Annotated in this window: 20 protein-coding genes and 1 other RNA gene; 9 read left to right on the plus strand and 12 right to left on the minus strand. The window is 34.9% G+C overall.

The features are described 5' to 3' along the window. Positions 1–51 precede the first annotated feature (51 nt). A complete protein-coding gene (gene mobA, locus AC1FXP_RS01305) occupies positions 52–672 on the minus strand; it encodes a molybdenum cofactor guanylyltransferase (protein WP_480058128.1) in 621 nt (206 codons plus the stop codon). A gap of 180 nt (positions 673–852) precedes the next feature. On the opposite strand from mobA, the gene AC1FXP_RS01310 reads away from it, so the two are divergent. Continuing rightward, complete coding sequence (locus tag AC1FXP_RS01310; protein ID WP_480058129.1) at positions 853–1569, plus strand: Crp/Fnr family transcriptional regulator; 717 nt, start codon at positions 853–855, stop codon at positions 1567–1569. 121 nt (positions 1570–1690) lie between these two features. Further along, positions 1691–2446, plus strand: a complete 756-nt coding sequence (locus AC1FXP_RS01315; protein WP_480058130.1) for an Mrp/NBP35 family ATP-binding protein — start codon at positions 1691–1693, stop codon at positions 2444–2446. A 44-nt stretch (positions 2447–2490) separates the two neighbouring features. Here AC1FXP_RS01315 and AC1FXP_RS01320 read toward each other — a convergent pair whose 3' ends face one another. The 7 genes from AC1FXP_RS01320 to AC1FXP_RS01350 all read right to left on the minus strand — a co-directional run bounded on the left by AC1FXP_RS01320 (position 2491) and on the right by AC1FXP_RS01350 (position 8728). Further along, the gene (locus AC1FXP_RS01320) at positions 2491–3018 is read right to left on the minus strand and encodes a hypothetical protein (protein WP_480058131.1); all 528 of its coding nucleotides are present in this window, start codon (positions 3016–3018) and stop codon (positions 2491–2493) included. Positions 3019–3173: 155 nt separating this feature from the next. Then, positions 3174–3665, minus strand: a complete 492-nt coding sequence (locus AC1FXP_RS01325; protein ID WP_250097587.1) for a YajQ family cyclic di-GMP-binding protein — start codon at positions 3663–3665, stop codon at positions 3174–3176. 88 nt (positions 3666–3753) lie between these two features. Then, positions 3754–4596, minus strand: coding sequence for a sulfurtransferase (locus AC1FXP_RS01330; protein WP_480058132.1), 843 nt, complete (start codon positions 4594–4596; stop codon positions 3754–3756). 138 nt (positions 4597–4734) lie between these two features. Continuing rightward, complete coding sequence (htpG, locus tag AC1FXP_RS01335) at positions 4735–6612, minus strand: molecular chaperone HtpG (RefSeq protein WP_480058133.1); 1878 nt, start codon at positions 6610–6612, stop codon at positions 4735–4737. Positions 6613–6942: 330 nt separating this feature from the next. After that, an RNA gene (rnpB, locus tag AC1FXP_RS01340) (RNase P RNA component class B) lies at positions 6943–7333 on the minus strand. Positions 7334–7409: 76 nt separating this feature from the next. After that, positions 7410–8357, minus strand: coding sequence for a TRM11 family SAM-dependent methyltransferase (locus AC1FXP_RS01345; RefSeq protein WP_480058134.1), 948 nt, complete (start codon positions 8355–8357; stop codon positions 7410–7412). A gap of 191 nt (positions 8358–8548) precedes the next feature. After that, positions 8549–8728 carry a hypothetical protein gene (locus AC1FXP_RS01350; RefSeq protein ID WP_480058135.1) on the minus strand — a complete coding sequence of 60 codons (180 nt, stop codon included), beginning with the start codon at positions 8726–8728 and terminating at the stop codon, positions 8549–8551. A 180-nt stretch (positions 8729–8908) separates the two neighbouring features. On the opposite strand from AC1FXP_RS01350, the gene AC1FXP_RS01355 reads away from it, so the two are divergent. The 3 genes from AC1FXP_RS01355 (at position 8909) to AC1FXP_RS01365 (ending at position 10807) form a co-directional block, all read left to right on the plus strand. Next, complete coding sequence (locus tag AC1FXP_RS01355; RefSeq protein WP_480058136.1) at positions 8909–9337, plus strand: hypothetical protein; 429 nt, start codon at positions 8909–8911, stop codon at positions 9335–9337. A gap of 143 nt (positions 9338–9480) precedes the next feature. Beyond that, positions 9481–9684 carry an alpha/beta-type small acid-soluble spore protein gene (locus tag AC1FXP_RS01360; RefSeq protein WP_250097574.1) on the plus strand — a complete coding sequence of 68 codons (204 nt, stop codon included), beginning with the start codon at positions 9481–9483 and terminating at the stop codon, positions 9682–9684. Between the two features lie 190 nt (positions 9685–9874). Then, positions 9875–10807 (plus strand): 3'-5' exonuclease, encoded by a 933-nt coding sequence (locus tag AC1FXP_RS01365; protein WP_480058137.1) that lies wholly within the window; start codon positions 9875–9877, stop codon positions 10805–10807. A gap of 98 nt (positions 10808–10905) precedes the next feature. Here the strand turns inward: AC1FXP_RS01365 and AC1FXP_RS01370 are convergent, their stop codons facing one another. Next, positions 10906–11475, minus strand: coding sequence for a hypothetical protein (locus AC1FXP_RS01370; RefSeq protein ID WP_480058138.1), 570 nt, complete (start codon positions 11473–11475; stop codon positions 10906–10908). A gap of 310 nt (positions 11476–11785) precedes the next feature. Here AC1FXP_RS01370 and AC1FXP_RS01375 point away from each other — a divergent pair, with 310 nt between their 5' ends. The 3 genes from AC1FXP_RS01375 to AC1FXP_RS01385 all read left to right on the plus strand — a co-directional run bounded on the left by AC1FXP_RS01375 (position 11786) and on the right by AC1FXP_RS01385 (position 14041). Beyond that, positions 11786–11911 (plus strand): hypothetical protein, encoded by a 126-nt coding sequence (locus AC1FXP_RS01375; protein WP_332632398.1) that lies wholly within the window; start codon positions 11786–11788, stop codon positions 11909–11911. A 390-nt stretch (positions 11912–12301) separates the two neighbouring features. After that, positions 12302–13564, plus strand: a complete 1263-nt coding sequence (locus AC1FXP_RS01380) for an L-lactate MFS transporter (RefSeq protein ID WP_480058139.1) — start codon at positions 12302–12304, stop codon at positions 13562–13564. A gap of 117 nt (positions 13565–13681) precedes the next feature. Beyond that, complete coding sequence (locus tag AC1FXP_RS01385) at positions 13682–14041, plus strand: YhjD family protein (RefSeq protein ID WP_250097570.1); 360 nt, start codon at positions 13682–13684, stop codon at positions 14039–14041. 76 nt (positions 14042–14117) lie between these two features. On the opposite strand, the gene AC1FXP_RS01390 is transcribed toward AC1FXP_RS01385, so the two are convergent. The 3 genes from AC1FXP_RS01390 to AC1FXP_RS01400 form a co-directional block, all read right to left on the minus strand. Further along, positions 14118–14342 carry a hypothetical protein gene (locus AC1FXP_RS01390; RefSeq protein ID WP_250097569.1) on the minus strand — a complete coding sequence of 75 codons (225 nt, stop codon included), beginning with the start codon at positions 14340–14342 and terminating at the stop codon, positions 14118–14120. 146 nt (positions 14343–14488) lie between these two features. Continuing rightward, positions 14489–14914, minus strand: coding sequence for a DUF1801 domain-containing protein (locus AC1FXP_RS01395; RefSeq protein WP_480058140.1), 426 nt, complete (start codon positions 14912–14914; stop codon positions 14489–14491). A gap of 505 nt (positions 14915–15419) precedes the next feature. Beyond that, the gene (locus tag AC1FXP_RS01400; RefSeq protein WP_480058141.1) at positions 15420–16604 is read right to left on the minus strand and encodes a DUF6612 family protein; all 1185 of its coding nucleotides are present in this window, start codon (positions 16602–16604) and stop codon (positions 15420–15422) included. A 332-nt stretch (positions 16605–16936) separates the two neighbouring features. On the opposite strand from AC1FXP_RS01400, the gene AC1FXP_RS01405 reads away from it, so the two are divergent. Beyond that, entirely contained in the window at positions 16937–17092 is a 156-nt protein-coding gene (locus AC1FXP_RS01405; protein WP_480058142.1) for a hypothetical protein, read from the plus strand. The last annotated feature ends 78 nt before the right edge of the window (positions 17093–17170 follow it).

A 17170-nucleotide genomic window follows, 5' to 3' on the forward strand; every position in this document is an offset into this window, starting at 1 on the left:
CGAGATACCTTTTTTGATCTCTCCAGGTCTCTCGCTTTCTATCATATTAAATTAATAAGCATGATCTTTTCTCAACTGTAAAACCTTTTGATAGTCCTCACAATTTCGAATACGGAAAGAGTAAGACATTTGATCTTTAATTGTTTGATCACTTAATCCATCTAGATTCATAACTTTAAATGAAACCTTCTCTAGGATCTTCATTAGTCCCACTTGATTATTTTCTACTAATTCTTTTGTAACATCCAAACACGATCGGTCATAAACTCCATGATACAATTGCAAATTTCCATTCCATTCCGGTGCGATCAATTGAACCCCACTGTTGTTTTTTAGTTCTACCATACTAGTTACAACATCTGACCTAAGAAATGGCATGTCTGATGTTACAAGCCACAAGGACTGATTCTTTGCCAGGGATAACGCAGCATGCATACCACTTAATGTACCAGCTCCTTTAAAGTAATCTGTGATAATCCTGATACTGTTTCCGAACATAGGCAAATATACGTATGGATTATTTGTGACAAGAATCACTTCATTACAAACCTTTTTCATTTCTTTTACTTGTCTCTCGATTAACGTTTCCTCACCTAACTTTAGTAAACTAATTAATTGATCATTATCTATTTTGTAACTTTCACTGTCTAATATGACACCAGTTAGCTCCATAGGGTTTCACCTCCTTGTACACCCACTATAAAACGAATTGAAGATTAATACTGTTAAGTGTGTCACACTTTATTTTTTGAAAAATAAGTGCCTAGTTTTGTTTAAGTGTGATTTTTATCACATTTTTCATTTTCGTTTTCTTCTATAATGAAGCTAACAGTTGTTAGGAGGGGTTTTATTATGACAAAACTAACGTTAGATCGGACTATTAATCAAAATACATTTCATCTTTCAGATAAAACATTAACAGCACTTACTGAAATTATGTATGAACAACATGTTGAAGCAGGTACGTATTTATTTTGGGAAGGTGACACAGCTGATAAGCTGTTTTATATAAAAAAAGGTAATGTAAAATTAACAAAAGCTACTTCAGATGGAAAAGAATATATATTAAATATGTTTGATAATGGTGACTTATTTGGTGAACTGAGTAGCTTCATGTCTATCAATTATAGCTATAATGCAATGGCATTAACGGATTGTGTTATAGGAGTGATCCAACAGAAAGACTTGGAAATCCTTTTATGGCAACATGGGGAAATTGCTGTTGAATTCTTGAAATGGACTTCTTTATTAAACCAGATTACTCAGTCAAAACTTCGTGATCTCACGTTTCATGGCAAACTGGGTGCCCTTTGTTCAACATTAATCCGTATGGCCAATTCATATGGAGAATCTTTCAGTGGCGGAATTCGTCTTACAAAGAAAGTAAAAAATGGTGAACTAGGAGAATACATTGGGGCAACAAGAGAAAGCGTTAATCGAATGCTTTCAGACTTACGAGGAAAGGAAATTCTTGCTCAAGAAAAAGGGTATCTTATCATTCGGGATCTCGATGCATTAAAAGATATTTGTCACTGCGAAAACTGCCCATTAGAAATTTGCAGAATGTAAGACGAAATGAGGTTGACAATATGTCAGTCTCATTTTTTTGTCTAAAATAATCATAGAAGTGATCATCATCACAGTTTTGTAACTGTATATTCGTTACTCTATTACTAAAGGAGTGATTATATTGTTAAGCGGAAATGTTATTGCGATTACAAGTGGAAAAGGTGGAGTAGGTAAATCAACCGTCGCCGTTAACCTTGCATTATCTTTAGCGAACCTTGGAAAAAAAGTAGCTCTTATTGACTTAGATATTTATGGATACAGCGTACCTAAAATATTAAATATTGATTCGAAGCCAAAAACAATGAATAATAAAATCATTCCAGTTGGACATGAAAATATTACCGTCATGTCGATGGGATTTTTATTAAAAGGCAATGACCCTGTCGTCTGGCGCGGTCCCATGCTTGGCAAAATGATTGATCATTTTTTTGACGATGTCATTTGGGGGAAACAAGATTACGTCATTTTAGATCTCCCTCCAGGTACAGGAGATGTAGCTCTAGACTTGCATCATAAATTACCTAAGTGCCAAGAGATTATCGTAACTACGCCTCACCCAAATGCCGTTCATGTAGCTGAACGAGCTGGAATGATGGCTAAACAAACGAATCATACGATCATAGGCGTGATAGAAAATATGTCTTACTTCACGCCGCCTCATTCAGATGAAAAGTATCATTTATTTGGGAAAGGAGGCGGAAGTACTCTCGCCTCAAATTTAGATACAGAATTATTGGCATCTATTCCACTTGCGAACCCGCAGGCTGATGGTGAACCTTCTGTACTAATAACACAAGATCCTACTTTAGCTGATGAATACCGCGCATTAGCTGAAAGGCTAATTGAAAAACTAACATTAGAAGAAGTCATGAACTAAATTGCTGCCTGTTGAGAACGAACTCAGCAGGCTTTTTTCTAGTTCTAAATGGATTCAGCAATTTCCATTATGCCTTCCAAATCATAATCTTTAGACTGCTTTATACTACCGGTAAGTAGATACCCCCACCCCTTTTTCTTAAACACTAACGTATGAATGTGATCACTGCTTTGGAAATAAGCCTTCGTTCCGTCTTTTAGGGTTACAACCTTCTCTTCCGAAGTTATGTGTTTTTCAATTTTACTCTCTGGTGCCAAAACTGAAATGATAAAATCTTGATGTGGTTTATTGAAGACACGTAAGTAATGTAATCTTAAATCCCCTTCTATTGTCAACTGACCAAATTTATGAGTCGGGCGAAACGGTAACTTTTTCGGCAGACTTACTTCTTTTCCTTGCTCTTTTTCAAAACGATTAATTGCTTCCTTTGCTGGGAGATAATTATTTCCTTGAATGAATTCATCAATTTGTTTGTCATCTTGTGGCTTTGCTTCCATTAAAGCCTCATTACATATAATAAGAAAGCTAATTACTATAAGTGATAGGATTATTTTAGTCATGGTACGATACATCTTTTGAACCTCCAATATGGACTTAATGGTAGTATGTGTTTTTACTTAAATGAATATTTATCCATCTAAGGTTAGTTTAAGATACTTTCTAATAGAAAAAAGCAGAAGCTATGCCCTCGTATAAAAGGCATAGCTTCTGCTTTTACATATTTATATTAGCGATAATTAATAAATTGCACATCAATTGACAAGTCTGCTCCTCTAATAGCAGCAATGATAGCTTGTAGGTCATCACGTTTTTTTCCAGTCACTCGGATTTGATCATCTTGTATTTGACTTTTTACTTTTACACCACTATTTTTTATAATCGTGTTAATTTTCTTCGCTTGTTCCTTATCAATTCCTTGAATTAACTTTGCTCTTTGACGTACGGTCCCACCTGATGCTCCCTCTATTTTCCCATAATCTAAATTTTTAATAGAGACATCGCGCTTAATCAATTTACTAATCAATACATCTTTTAATTGCTCTAATTTGTATTCATCATCTGAAACTAAAACAAGTTCTTCATTTTCAAGGGCAATACTACTTTTACTACCTTTAAAATCATAACGATTTTGGATTTCTTTCGTTGCCATTGTAACAGCATTTGTCACTTCTGACATGTCAATTTTTGAAACAATATCGAATGAGCTTTCTTTTGACATCATTTACCTCCACATATGTATTTCCTTTATTATAGAGTAAAAGCGGTAAGCGCTTCAACTAAAAGGCAAGCTGACATTAGGTTTGTTCCTAATCGGTTGTTTCAATTGGGTAATCTTTGTGAGTGATCCAATCACTCCAGCTTCCGCTATAAAGCTTTACATTTGAAAATCCAGCTTTTTTTAGAGCTAATACATTCGGGCAAGCCGATACTCCTGATCCACAATAAACGATGATTTCTTTTGACTTAGGGAGATCAGAAAAATGATTAGCTAGTTCCTCGCTTTTTTTCCACGTTCCGTCATGCGATAAAACATCTTTCCAAAAATAATTTATAGCCCCAGGTATGTGTCCTGCAATAGGATCAATTGGCTCTTCGATTCCTTTATATCTATTTGATTCTCTAGAATCTATTAAAATACGATCTTTATCATTTAATTTTTCCAATATTTCACTAGCATTTACGAATGAAAACGCCACGTTCAATTGTATCTGAAATGTTTTTGGTTTTATTTCTGGGATGTCGGTTGTCAATTCATAGCCTTCTTTTACCCAAGCTGAGAATCCTCCATCAAGAAGAGCTACTTCTTTGTGGCCAAGATGCTTCAACAACCACCAAAAGCGTGATGCAACCATTCCACCTTGATCATCGTATACAACGACTTTTGTATCTTTGTCGATTCCTATATTGCTTAATTTTAATGCTAAATCCCCTACTTTTGGTAACGGGTGTCTTCCGCCGTGTTCCCTAATTGGAGATGATAAATCCTGTTCGAGATCTACATAGAAAGATCCTGGTAAATGTCCTTTTTCATATGCTTTTCTTCCTGCTTCTGAATCTGCTAACTGAAAACGAGTATCTACGATTACATAGTTTGCTTGGTTATTTCTCAATTCATTATGTAACCATTTCGCCTGAACGACATCTTCCATCTTGAACACCTTCCTTATCATCTTGTTGTTATATACTATCTCACACTCTTTCGTTCATGACTAGATAATAATGGAAAAAACAGAAAAATCCCTGATCTTTACCGAGTAGTCGGTAGGACAGGGATTTTTCAAAAGAAATTAGATCATAATTTTACACACATCATTTGTGAATTCAACAGGATCAGTAATTGGTAAACCTTCAATAAGCAAGGCTTGGTTATACAAAAGATTTGTGTAAAGGTTTAGCTTTTCTTTGTCTGTTTCAAATGCTCTCTTTAGTGATTGGAAGACTTCATGATTCATATTAATTTCTAATACTTTGCTCGCTTTAATGTTTTGATTGTCAGGCATAGCTTGAAGAATTTTTTCCATTTCGATCGATACTTCTCCCTCTGTTGCTAAACAAACAGGGTGGGTTTTCAAACGTTTGGACACTCTGACATCGGTTACTTTCCCAGATAAAATTTGTTTCATGGAATCAAATAGTTCTTTATGCTCGTTTTCTTCTGATTTCGTTGTTTCTTGATTTTCATCTTCTTCAATTCCTAAGTCGCCACTTGAAACTGATTTAAATTCTTTCTCTTTGTAGCTTGATAACATTCGAATGGCAAATTCATCGATATCCTCTGTAAAGTATAATACTTCATAACCTTTATCTGTAACGAGCTCTAACTGTGGTAATTTTTCAATTCGTTCGTGTGTTTCACCAGCAGCATAGTAAATATACTTTTGATCCTCTGGCATCCTAGATACATATTCCTCTAATGTGACCATTTTCTTTTCTTTGGAAGAGTAGAACATTAACAGATCCTGCAAAGCATCTTTGCTGCTGAAGTCCGTATATACACCGTATTTCAACTGTCTTCCAAAGGATTTGTAGAATTGCTCGTACTTTTCTCGTTCTTCTTTCAGCAAGCTTTGCAGTTGACTTTTAATTTTGCTTTTAATATTTTTTGCAATTAGTTTTAACTGACGATCATGCTGCAGGATCTCACGAGAAATGTTGAGAGATAAATCCTCAGAATCGACCATTCCTTTTACAAAGCTAAAATGATCAGGGAGCAGGTCTGCACACTTGTCCATAATTAACACGCCATTTGAATATAGCTCTAATCCCTTTTCAAATTCTTTAGAATAGTAGTCAAACGGAATGTTTTCCGGAATATATAAAATGGCGTTGTATCTTACCGCACCATCTACACTAATATGAATGTGCTTTAACGGTTTATCAAAACCATAATGTTTTTCTTGGTAAAAATTCTCGTAATCTTCTGTTGTGAGTTCATTTTTATTTTTTCGCCAAATTGGCACCATGCTGTTAATCGTTTGCTCTTCTGTATACTCATCCCACTCATCTTCTGTGCCTTCTTTACGATTCTTTTGAGTCACATCCATTTTAATTGGGTAGCGAATGAAATCAGAGTACTTTTTAATAATGGCTTTTAAACGATAGTCTTCTAGAAATTCATCATAACTTTCATCTTCTGTATTGTCTTTTACTTTAATCGTTATTTCTGTTCCGACTGAATCTTTCGTTATTTCTTCGATCGTGTATCCATCAGCACCATCAGATTCCCACTTGTAAGCCTTATCACTGCCAACTGCTTTACTAGTGACTGTTACAACATCAGCTACCATAAACGCTGAATAAAAGCCTACTCCAAATTGACCGATAATATCGTGACCATCTTTAATCTCGTTTTCATTTTTAAATGCCAGTGAACCACTTTTGGCAATCGTTCCTAGATTTGTTTCCAAATCATCCTTCGTCATACCAATCCCAGTGTCAGAAATAGTCAGCGTTCTCTTTTCCTTGTCTGCGGCCACTTTTATGTAATAATCGTCTTGATTAAAGGTAATCGTCTCATCTGTTAAAGCCTTGTAATACATTTTATCAATCGCATCACTCGCATTAGAAATCAATTCTCTTAGAAATATTTCTTTTTGCGTATAAATAGAGTTAATCATCATTTCTAATAATCGCTTTGATTCTGCTTTAAACTGCTTTTTTGCCATGATTGTTCTTTCTCCTTTCATGTACCTAAATATAAATCAATAGAGTGAATCAAGATATTTAGCACTCTAACAGACCGAGTGCTAACCTCTATTTTTATTTATCACATCAGAATTAAGATGTCAATCCATTTTAAAAAAATAACAAAAAACACCTCACCGTTATTTGATGAAATGTTAAAAGAGTAATTATGTATTGCCGCATGTGCCGCTAAGCATATATCTACAGATTGTTCATCATTCATACATTTATTTAGCATGAACTCCCTAATCAAAGAAATATAGTAGCGTACAACGCAGCATAACGTATGTACAACACTCTGTGTTCTAACGTTCGATAAGCCATGTTTTGTACCTTTGTACTGCAAACGGTTTTACCCTCGTACTCCGGTGGTAATCATCTATCTACAGATAACAATTGCTATCTGTCTATCTCTCCGTTACAATTCCTTCGAGATAGTTCCCCTACCAAATTTGGGTTTCTCGCTCGTGGGGTTTACCGCGTTCCACCTCTTTCGTTTCCAAAAGAGCTTCGTCACTGTGGCACTTTCAGGGGTACTCGACCATGGCATTACTGCTGTAGGTGTTTTTCCCCGCCGTCAATCCAGTGTTTACCAGATTGCCCTAGCTTATTTATTCACTAGGCACGAACACTACGATCATTTCAGATCGTGCGAGCATGGACTTTCCTCTACATCAAATGATGCAGCGATTACCTGAACGTTATTTCAGATGTTGTATTTGTAGTATAGCATACAGTTTAATTCTGCGCAAGTATAATTCGATATATTATCGTAAATCTATTCGGCTAGAATAACTTGACGCGAAAAGTTGCTTTTTTTAACGACGCAACGATCAATGAGAACAAATCCAGCTTCTCCTAACACCGAATCAATCGGTTCAATCGTAACAATAACTACTTTTTGCGCAATTTTCTTAGCCGATATTAGCATTTCAAGCTTCTCTTCTGGTTCAAGTACTGAACAAAGGTTATAAGGCATATCAATAATCGCAACATCATAACTTTCTGTCACATCTTTTATGTCTCCAAGAGTTACTTCTGTATGAAAACCAAAATAAGCGATGTTTTCTCGAGTACCAGGCAGCACAAGTGGATTAATATCTCTTCCAACAATATGAATTCCCATTGATAGAGCCTCTACTAGTACGGTTCCAATTCCACAGCAAGGATCAATCGCTTTTATCCCAGTTGAATTAGGGACAGCGATATTTACTACAGCTCTTGCGACACGAGTACTTAACGCTGTTGAATACTGATGAGGCTTATTTTGATGCTGTAACCACACGGCTTCACTTTTATAATATTTCCCAAAAACCCACTCTTTGTCTACTTTCATAATCCCAAATAACACAGTTGGATGAATAAGGTCCACTTCACCTATTATTAAAAGACCGATTTTACGCTCCATCTCCCTCCTCATTTCAAAGCGAACAGCCTCCTTATTTGAATGAGAAGGATTTTTCACAAAGATGACTTTGAATGACTCGTTTATTTTGAAACCATCTACTTGTTTTGCTAACTCTTCAACTGTTCTCCCTCTATAGATAATATCAAGTCGTTCCTTCATAAATGGACTTCTTCTTGGATCAATTTTCACTTTGCTTATCTTTACCGATTCATTTGTATCCGATCCAAAAAAAGACCTCATTTCCATGTTACATAAATCTCGTTCGTCTTCATGGCATGAATAGGTATAAAGATAGCTCATTGGCTCTATTGCATTCATTTCTCATATTCATCCTTTACATCTCTTTCTTTTGCCTATCATTATAAACGAAAAAACATTTTGCAGCGCGATTAATCCTAAAATAAGTTCTTAACCATTAAAAACATTACAGCAATTTGCGCACGATAAAAGCCTAAACAAAACTGTTTAGGCTTTTATCAATCTCTATAAATCCAGTTGTGACCTTACTTTCACTTCCTATATGTACTTTTCGCAGACCCTGTAAATGGATTTGTTTCGTATGTTAGGTCTTTTCTAGCTTCTTTTTCTTCAAAATGGATACGTTTCCCTAATGATGCGAAAAGCCAAGCAAAACAACCAAAAATGACCAAGCTACCAAGAATGGTAACGGCAAATATTAAGTCATCCACACTAAAACCTCCACTTTTTAATATTTGGTTCATCTTACCATACTCAGAACTCAATTTGTAGAATTTTTTGTGAATTATACAGATCAACCAAATTCTGATGTTAGACATGTATGATTTCCATGTAAGATCCGAGTATTTGTTCTTACTCTGGTTATATTACCATTGAAAGGGGTGCTATCTTTGTATAAAGTTTTTTTCGTATTCTTAGTCATTATGTTACTAATTCCAATACACATTCATGCTAAAGAAGACAATATTGTAGAAGTTTATGACATTGAGCATGATAAAATTATAAGTACACTTCCAGTTAATACGTCCATTTTATCAATAACAGAAATGTACCTTGAAAATATAAATGATATTTATAAGAAGTTCAAACCGATGCCCCAAAAAGGAAAGTTAGTCCGAGTACCACTTGAGCAATCTATATCACTAACAAATGATTGGGTACAAACTTCAGTCAGTGAAGTTATTTTTATCATTCCATCTAATGATTCTCCACTTTTGTTGATTTTTGATAAAGATAATACACCTTACTTTTTCACTTTTGATAAAAGAATTAATCATTTATTAGAGGAATTAGATCTAGAAGGAAAAATTGCTGAATAATCCTTTCTAATAGTCAGGTGCCAAATGGTGGTTTCCTGACTATTGAGTTTCGCTGTATTAGGATGATGGATTATATTACCAGAATAAGATTTCTAACTTACAAACATACTATCATTACAAAACAAGAAAGAGGTGTTCTAAACATGGCAAGTAATAATAACAGTTCAAATCAATTATTAGTACCAGGTGTCCAGCAAGCACTGGATCAAATGAAGTATGAGATTGCTTCTGAATTTGGTGTTCAATTAGGGCCAGACACAACATCCCGCGCAAACGGTTCAGTTGGTGGCGAGATAACAAAACGCCTTGTTCAAATGGCCGAACAACAATTAGGTGGCTCACGCTAAACACATTAACGCTTACACATTTGTGTAAGCGTTTCCTTTTGATTTGAATGTATTTCGGGAATGTAACGAATACTTAAAAATTACAATAACAAACCAAGTAACCACCAAATATCCTAAACTGGAATCAATTGGTCCTTTTCTTTTTTACGATTCTTCCATATAATTTCCTGTTGGAGGGAGGGAAATTAATATGGCGGAATTAAAACAATATATCTTCTTTGATTTCGAGATGCTCTGTTCTGATAAAGGTATGACATTTGAATCAATGGAAGCTATACGAATTGGCGCAGTTAAATATGATCTTAGAACTGAAAAGGTATCAACATTTGACCAGTATATTAAACCTACATCAACGAAACCATTAAGTCTCTTCTGTAAAAATTTAACGGGAATAGAAGATAAGCAATTAGTTAAGGCAAATGATTTTAAAACTGTTTTTGAAGACTTTTTAACTTGGGTAGGTGGAATTAAAAAGTCACGGTTTTTCTCATGGTCGCCTAGTGATTTAAACCGTTTAAGAATAGATGCTGCTGAACATGCGATACCCAATACAACGATTACAAAGATCGAAAAACGATACGTTGATTTCCAAGAAATTTTCACGAAGCGAGTTTCACGAACGAACGCTTCAGTTGAATCGGCACTACAACTGTACGGATTACAGTTTATCGGCGAAAAGCATAACCCGATGTATGATTCGTACAATACACTTCGTATTTATTTGAATTTCTTGCATACTCCTGTCGAATCAGATTTATTAATGCTGAAGCACTTTATCTTTGAGAAAGAACCGTATTCGGTAGCTCGAATCAACCTACAACTGAAAGATAAACTAATCTGTGATCTCTCATCACTAATCGATCACCATGACATTTTTCAAATGAAAGAAGCTCGTAAGTTACTTAAAAGAACGCGAAATTTAGTGAAGAAGTACAATAATATACTAATCAATCGTTCAGGATTATTTGATAAAGAAAATGTGTTACTCGTTGAGAAATTAGTAGCGTTTTATCATGACTTCTTACAAATATTTGAGGAACACGATACGTGTTCATCAAAAGTATTGATTTTAGATGATTATATAGTTAAGCCAGTCATGCAGTTACAATTGAAGCGAGGATGAGAATCTTCCTTCATACATAGAAATCGTTTTAAAATCTTACTTACTAATCAATAGGGACAAAAAAACGTGCAATGATATCCATTACACGTTACATTTCATTATTGCGGTAAGACTTTAAAATCAATTTGTGCATTCATCTGAAACCCTTTTTTCTTTTGACCTTCCTCATTAGCTAAAAAGAAGTCAGCAAATCCGTTCACAACATAGTATCCACTTGGGAATTGATTCTCAGCAATTTTTTGCACAAAGACTACATATTGTTTATCATCTTCTGAACTGTAACCACCACTCCCCTTATATTCTTCTTGATAAGACTCCCCTTTTTTTAGAACTGTACTTACTAATGGTTCATTCATAAAATAATCAACTTTATAGTTACGTACCTTTTCAACTATTGGAAAGTGGAACGGTGAAGCCGCATGATAAATTGTAACCTCGTCCTTTTCACCTATATACTCTAATTCTGCATAGATCGTTACTCGATCTCCTTGATTATACTCACCTCTTTCTGTAACTAGCCGATAAATAAAATCTCCTTCTTCCAATTCAGCATGAGTATTTGTGACTTCATATTCAGCTAATTCACCCTTTCGAGCATCATTGTGGACACTACAAGCTGAAATGATTGTTACTAATAGAAGAAATACTAAAAGCATTACTTTTCTCATCTTTATCACCCCTATGTACAACGAAATAAAAAGGTAAAAAGTTACCGGGACTAAGAAGAAAATAATTACATCACCATTGCTATTTAATTTTTTTAACACTGTGCTTTTTACATAAGGCTGTTTTTGTAAAGATTGTTTCTATAAAGGTAGTTTTCCTCGAAGTGAAATGGAGCGTAATGCAACGAACATGTAAAGGACGCGTAACTCATAAAAAAAACAAAGTATGCGAAAACAGCCTTACATAAAAACGACTAGTTACGCAAAAAATATATTTTGTATTGTACACATTTTAAAACGAGGTGATTAACTAATGAGTAAGCGTTCAAAGTCTAAACGCAACATGATCAAAAGCAAAGATGCTGTACAACCAAGTACAGGAGAAGAGCGTATTACAATCTCAAAAGTAAATAGAGAGTTAGAAGATCAAAAAGACTAACAGTATTAAGTCCCTCCTAGTGAGGGCTTTTAATTTAAATAGCTGACTAAAAGTGAAAACTATTTTTACTTTTCTCATTAATATCCCCTTCTCTCCACTAAACAAATAACCTTAGTGCATTCCCAATAAAGATTAAACTATCTACTTTTAATACTTCAAACTTTCTCCTTCATGTCTGAGTTATTTATATTTTTCTTTTACTTATTTGTGATTATTTTCACATACAGAGTTGCTTTAGTTTAATAAAATGAAAAAGAAAAGTATCCGTTGGTTCTTAGTAATGGGGTAGCTGGATATACCAAATCATTAATGAGAGGAGTATTCCGATGAAATTGATCGTTGCACAATATCCGGCTATAAAAAGATCAATTAGAAAGTGAGTGATCATCATTGAACAAGGAAAAAAACAGATGGCTGATTGCCTTATCAGCTGTCGCAATTCATTTATCGATTGGATCTGCGTATGCCTATAGTGTTTATTCAAATCCAATAGGACAAACTGTCGGATGGAAAAGTACTCAAGTAACACTTGCATTTACCTTAGCGATTGCCTTCCTAGGAATATCTGCCGCTACGCTTGGTCGTCTAGTTGAAAAAAAGGGGCCTCGTACATCAGCGACGATCGCAGCTATTTTATTTAGTTTAGGTCAGGTTGGGGCTGGGTTTGCAGTTTCAATTCAATCACTGCCTTTGTTTCTTTTTATGTATGGTGTCATTGGAGGAATTGGATTAGGTTTGGGCTATATCTCACCAGTATCGACTTTAGTAAAATGGTTCCCTGACCGAAGAGGATTAGCTACAGGTATAGCTGTATTTGGATTCGGTGCAGGCGCGCTCGTAACTAGCCCTATTGCCGCAAGATTAATTGAAAGTGTCGGTGTTACGAATACTTTCTACATTTTAGGAATAACATACCTTCTTTTAATGTTTGCTGGTGCATCCTATATTGTTCGACCACCTAAAGGGTGGGTACCTCAAGGATCAAATGAAATCAAAGAAAATGGTAGAAACGCATTAAAAGAAGATTTATCTCAACTTACTGCAAATGAAGCTGTGAAAACGAAGCGATTCTGGATGCTGTGGACGATGATTTTCATTAACATTAGTTCAGGGATCATGATTATTTCAGTTGCGTCACCATTATCACAAGAAATGGTCGGGTTAAGTGTTGCATCTGCTGCCTCTATGGTCGGCCTTATGGGAATTTTCAACGGTGGAGGAAGGATTGGATGGTCAAGTGTATCCGATTATATTGGACGGCCTACTGTTTTTTCTATCTTTTTCATAATCCAAATCATTGCTTTTTTAACTCTTCCTATCGTTTCAAATGTCATTTTGTTTCAGCTCTTAATTTTTCTTATTATGACAACGTATGGAGGGGGATTTGCTGCTCTTCCAGCTTTTATAGGAGATATATTTGGTACGAAGGAATTAGGAGCGATTCATGGATATATTTTAACAGCATGGTCTTTAGCAGGTGTGGTCGGTCCAATTGCTGTGTCCTATATTCATGAAGCTACAGGTAGCTACACTCCGGCATTTCTTCTCATTACCATCATGTTAATGGTTGCTTTAATCGTTTCTGTTATGATTAAGCTCGATATTAAGAGAATTAAAAAGAATCAAGCAAACAAATTTTTAAAAGCGGTCTAAGGATCAATCAGTGAAACGTGCTAATTTGCAGCACGTTTCATTTCTAGTTTATAAATAGTTGTATAACGAACGTACATTCGTGTATGATATAAGTAAAAATGGTGGAGCTGGTAATGTATGTTCGATAAGGATGATGAACATTTAGCTAATCAATTTATTTATTTGCCATTAGTGAGAAAAGTACTTGAACGAGATCTGCATTTTTTACGAAATGCAAAATTAAAATTCAATGAACCTTATATAGATTTCGTTGAACAAGTCATCATACAAATTGGCAAAGATTTAGGTCAGGTCAAAAAAGAAATGTTTCAGAGAAGACTCAGTGTTTATAACCAAGGAAAAGTTGGAGAGTTATCAGTATATTTATTTGTGTGTAAAGGTTATCGTAGGGAAGTTAGATTGTTTCCCCATTTAATGAAGCAATCAGTTGAAGAATATGTAAGGAAATATTTTAACGTCATGAAGAAAAATGCGTGAGAGGAATGGGTTTCTCCTCTCACAGTGAGTAAAACAACAGCGCAAATTTCGCTTAATATAGCTTGTTATTGATTATTTAGATTCTCTTTTTAACATCTTCTCTAATTGATTCAATAAGGTTGTCAGATAAATTGGCTGGCAAAGAGGTTTCATCTTCAAAAACCCACGTATTAATGACTTCTAGGTCTGATTTATTAAAAGTAATACTATAGTCTTTATTATTTTGAGAAAATGCGGCTGTCACTGACTCCTCACCATCGAATCCGTCGTCAATAATCATGTCTTTAATTTCATATGCCATAATGTACTATCTCCTTTTCAGCTGCAATTATGTGTATAGATTTTACTTATCCCAATTCTTTATACACTCTATTTCAGAAGACAGTATAATACGCCAACGCTTACAAATCTTTCCTTAAACGAATCAGATTTCGGATTAATAATCATTTATTTGCTATCTGGATACCTCTCTTGTAGAAATGTTACAGATCGTTTTATCAACGCAACCAAAACATCTGTATTGATATCGGCAACTTTATTTATATAAACACACGCCTTACCGGTTGTGTGCTTCCCAAAATCAGATAGTAACGCCTCCCTCTCTTGATCGCCCGTTGCAAAATACAAGCTTATTTTTGCTTTTCGAGGAGAAAAGCCAACTAATGGTGCATCACCTTCGTGGCCAGATTCGTACTTATAATGGTAGGAACCAAATCCAATTATACTCGGCCCCCACATCTTTGCTTCATATCCTGTAGCTTCAGTAAATAGTTCAAGTAATTGATAGGCGTCTTGTCGTTTTTTGGCACTCTCAACTTTTTCAATAAATTCAATTACACTATTATCAGTTTCTTTTGTTTTCTGTTCGTACATCTAATGACACCTACCTTTTTCGTATTTGGTGTTTTTTTCCTTATTATTTATTTTACCATACATGTCACTTAGCTAATAAGCCGAAGAAACTCTTGTTAATTAATAGCAAAATAATTGGATAAAAGTTGTACAACAAGACAATCTAATGATAACAACAAATTTTGAGAGGTTGGTTAGTATACTTTTTTTATATGTTTTTATATGTTTTCTTCCATTACTGCTCGGTATAGGTATATGGATTATTTTACAAAAGAAATTTGGTTCTGGCTCTGATCATTTTTTGGCTGCATTTTCTGGGCTAAGTGTCATCATTGGATTATATGCTCTACTCATTACCTTTGGCTACGACCTTCTTCATTTGTTTTATTAAATACATGTAAATAGACCGAAATGGACGACCTATTCAAGTCATTAGTTAAATTACATTTTCTCTGGCGTTTATATCCCAAGTAATCGTATATAAAAATATCGAGTCTGAATTATATTCAGACTCGGCATTCAAACTCTATTCTAAATTCTCAGCCATTTCTAGAAACACTTCACTTGAAAGGTCAGCCCCGCTACCAGCTAATTCAAACAACAAACCATCTTGTTCCCAACTAAGACTTATAAAAAAGCCCATATCGTGAAGGGTTGCTTCGTTTCCTTTTACAGTCACTTCTTCTCCTTCAATGAATGACTGATCGAAAAATGGATCATTTTCTATTGGAATCACAGATAACATGAAGCTATTTTCAAGATCCTTCTCATAGCTGATCATCACCATCTTCATCGCTTCATCGTATAAGCTTTCCGTTAATTCATATCCTTCAGGTATCCTTTGTACTTCTGGAATATCGTAGTCTACGATCTCTTGTATTTCTGCAATACTTAATTCTTGATAATCTCCGAATAGCTCAAGTCCTTCTCCATCAAAATTTAAAAATGTCGCATCTTCTTCTACAGCACTTTCCTTAACTTCTGCAGGAATTTCAATTGGAGCAACACCATTCACATTGGACATTTTCACAGTGCCGCTCATGCTTAATGGCATCGTAAAGCCACCTTCTTCAATGAGTAAGTCAGCATTAAAGATTTGTGTTGTTAGCATGAACGTGTTTTTATCAATATGAATTTCCATGTTAAAATCATTGACCTGGATAGCATTCATCATTTCTTCCATATTAGCATCGTCGTTGAATTCGCCCATACCAGATTTCAAATAATCCTCAATTAAAACGCTGTATTCGTCTCCCTTACCAGAAAGGGTTAATACATACACATCGTTTTCTTCCACCATTGTAAACTCTTCACTAAATTCTAATAATTTTCGCATTTCTTCTTCATTCAGTTGATCAAAATCTTCTAAGCCCATCTCGCTTGCATCGACCTTCATCCATTCACCGAACATGCTCATGTAAACAGTCTCCTCGAGCGCATACGCCTCAAAGTCCATCGACATTCCTGGCATGCCCATATTCATGACTAAATACATTGCGTCTGGATTGTGTGTCACATCGCCTGTTAATGTCATGCTTGTTTCCATTTCCATCATGTTAATTGCCATATCCATTTCCACTGAATAACTCTCTAAATCTTCAACGGCTTCAATTGATTTTCCTAGAATATCAGTTTGACTAAACGTCTCTGTTCCACATGCCGTTAAAACAAAAAACGAAAGAACAGTAAGTATAATAGCAAGTCTTCTCATAACATGATCCCTCCTCTCTAAATTGAGTTGCTACCAAAAATAACAACCTAATTATGATAACATAGATTACCATTTTTTTCTTGTAATGTATGTTACATCCTAAAGTTATTTTCCCCTGTAACCTAATCCAAAAATGAGTTAAAACCGGGCTTTTTTTAAAAGTTGAATTCCTTGTTTTATTTCATTATCCATTTGCCAGCAAAACCTAATAATACTTTATTTTACCATATTGTTCATATATTAGATTTCTCTGTAATAATTTGACCTTTTAATTTCTTTTTAATTGAGCATATTAAAACCATAATAATTTGAAAGCGAGGTGGATTTAAATAATGTCTAAACAAGGAGTACAAAGCAAGAATCAAACGAGAGAGCAAATTGAGAAACAAGATAAAAGAAATGATGTAGAATTAGGTAATGAATTTCAAATCGGAAACACAAGTTCACAGAGCCAAAAGAAAAGTGGACGTCAAATTAATAAAAAATAAGCTCGATACTTTAGTAGCTCACTTAAACAATAACAAAAGTTCGTTCTTGAAGGGATTCCTCTTTATCTAAAAAACCAA

The organism is Halalkalibacter sp. HAAS-P013 (genome assembly GCF_056619925.1).

Bases quoted from the DNA above. Each gene is read 5' to 3' on its own strand.
- AC1FXP_RS01365 (WP_480058137.1), top strand. From the start codon at position 9,875: ATGGCGGAATTAAAACAATATATCTTCTTTGATTTCGAGATGCTCTGT.
- AC1FXP_RS01345 (WP_480058134.1), bottom strand. From the start codon at position 8,357: ATGAATGCAATAGAGCCAATGAGCTATCTTTATACCTATTCATGCCAT.
- AC1FXP_RS01310 (WP_480058129.1), top strand. From the start codon at position 853: ATGACAAAACTAACGTTAGATCGGACTATTAATCAAAATACATTTCAT.
- htpG (WP_480058133.1), bottom strand. From the start codon at position 6,612: ATGGCAAAAAAGCAGTTTAAAGCAGAATCAAAGCGATTATTAGAAATG.
- AC1FXP_RS01330 (WP_480058132.1), bottom strand. From the start codon at position 4,596: ATGGAAGATGTCGTTCAGGCGAAATGGTTACATAATGAATTGAGAAAT.
- AC1FXP_RS01395 (WP_480058140.1), bottom strand. From the start codon at position 14,914: ATGTACGAACAGAAAACAAAAGAAACTGATAATAGTGTAATTGAATTT.
- AC1FXP_RS01390 (WP_250097569.1), bottom strand. From the start codon at position 14,342: ATGGCATATGAAATTAAAGACATGATTATTGACGACGGATTCGATGGT.
- AC1FXP_RS01375 (WP_332632398.1), top strand. From the start codon at position 11,786: ATGAGTAAGCGTTCAAAGTCTAAACGCAACATGATCAAAAGCAAAGAT.
- AC1FXP_RS01405 (WP_480058142.1), top strand. From the start codon at position 16,937: ATGTCTAAACAAGGAGTACAAAGCAAGAATCAAACGAGAGAGCAAATT.
- AC1FXP_RS01325 (WP_250097587.1), bottom strand. From the start codon at position 3,665: ATGTCAAAAGAAAGCTCATTCGATATTGTTTCAAAAATTGACATGTCA.
- AC1FXP_RS01400 (WP_480058141.1), bottom strand. From the start codon at position 16,604: ATGAGAAGACTTGCTATTATACTTACTGTTCTTTCGTTTTTTGTTTTA.
- mobA (WP_480058128.1), bottom strand. From the start codon at position 672: ATGGAGCTAACTGGTGTCATATTAGACAGTGAAAGTTACAAAATAGAT.
- AC1FXP_RS01370 (WP_480058138.1), bottom strand. From the start codon at position 11,475: ATGAGAAAAGTAATGCTTTTAGTATTTCTTCTATTAGTAACAATCATT.
- AC1FXP_RS01320 (WP_480058131.1), bottom strand. From the start codon at position 3,018: ATGTATCGTACCATGACTAAAATAATCCTATCACTTATAGTAATTAGC.
- AC1FXP_RS01385 (WP_250097570.1), top strand. From the start codon at position 13,682: ATGTTCGATAAGGATGATGAACATTTAGCTAATCAATTTATTTATTTG.
- AC1FXP_RS01360 (WP_250097574.1), top strand. From the start codon at position 9,481: ATGGCAAGTAATAATAACAGTTCAAATCAATTATTAGTACCAGGTGTC.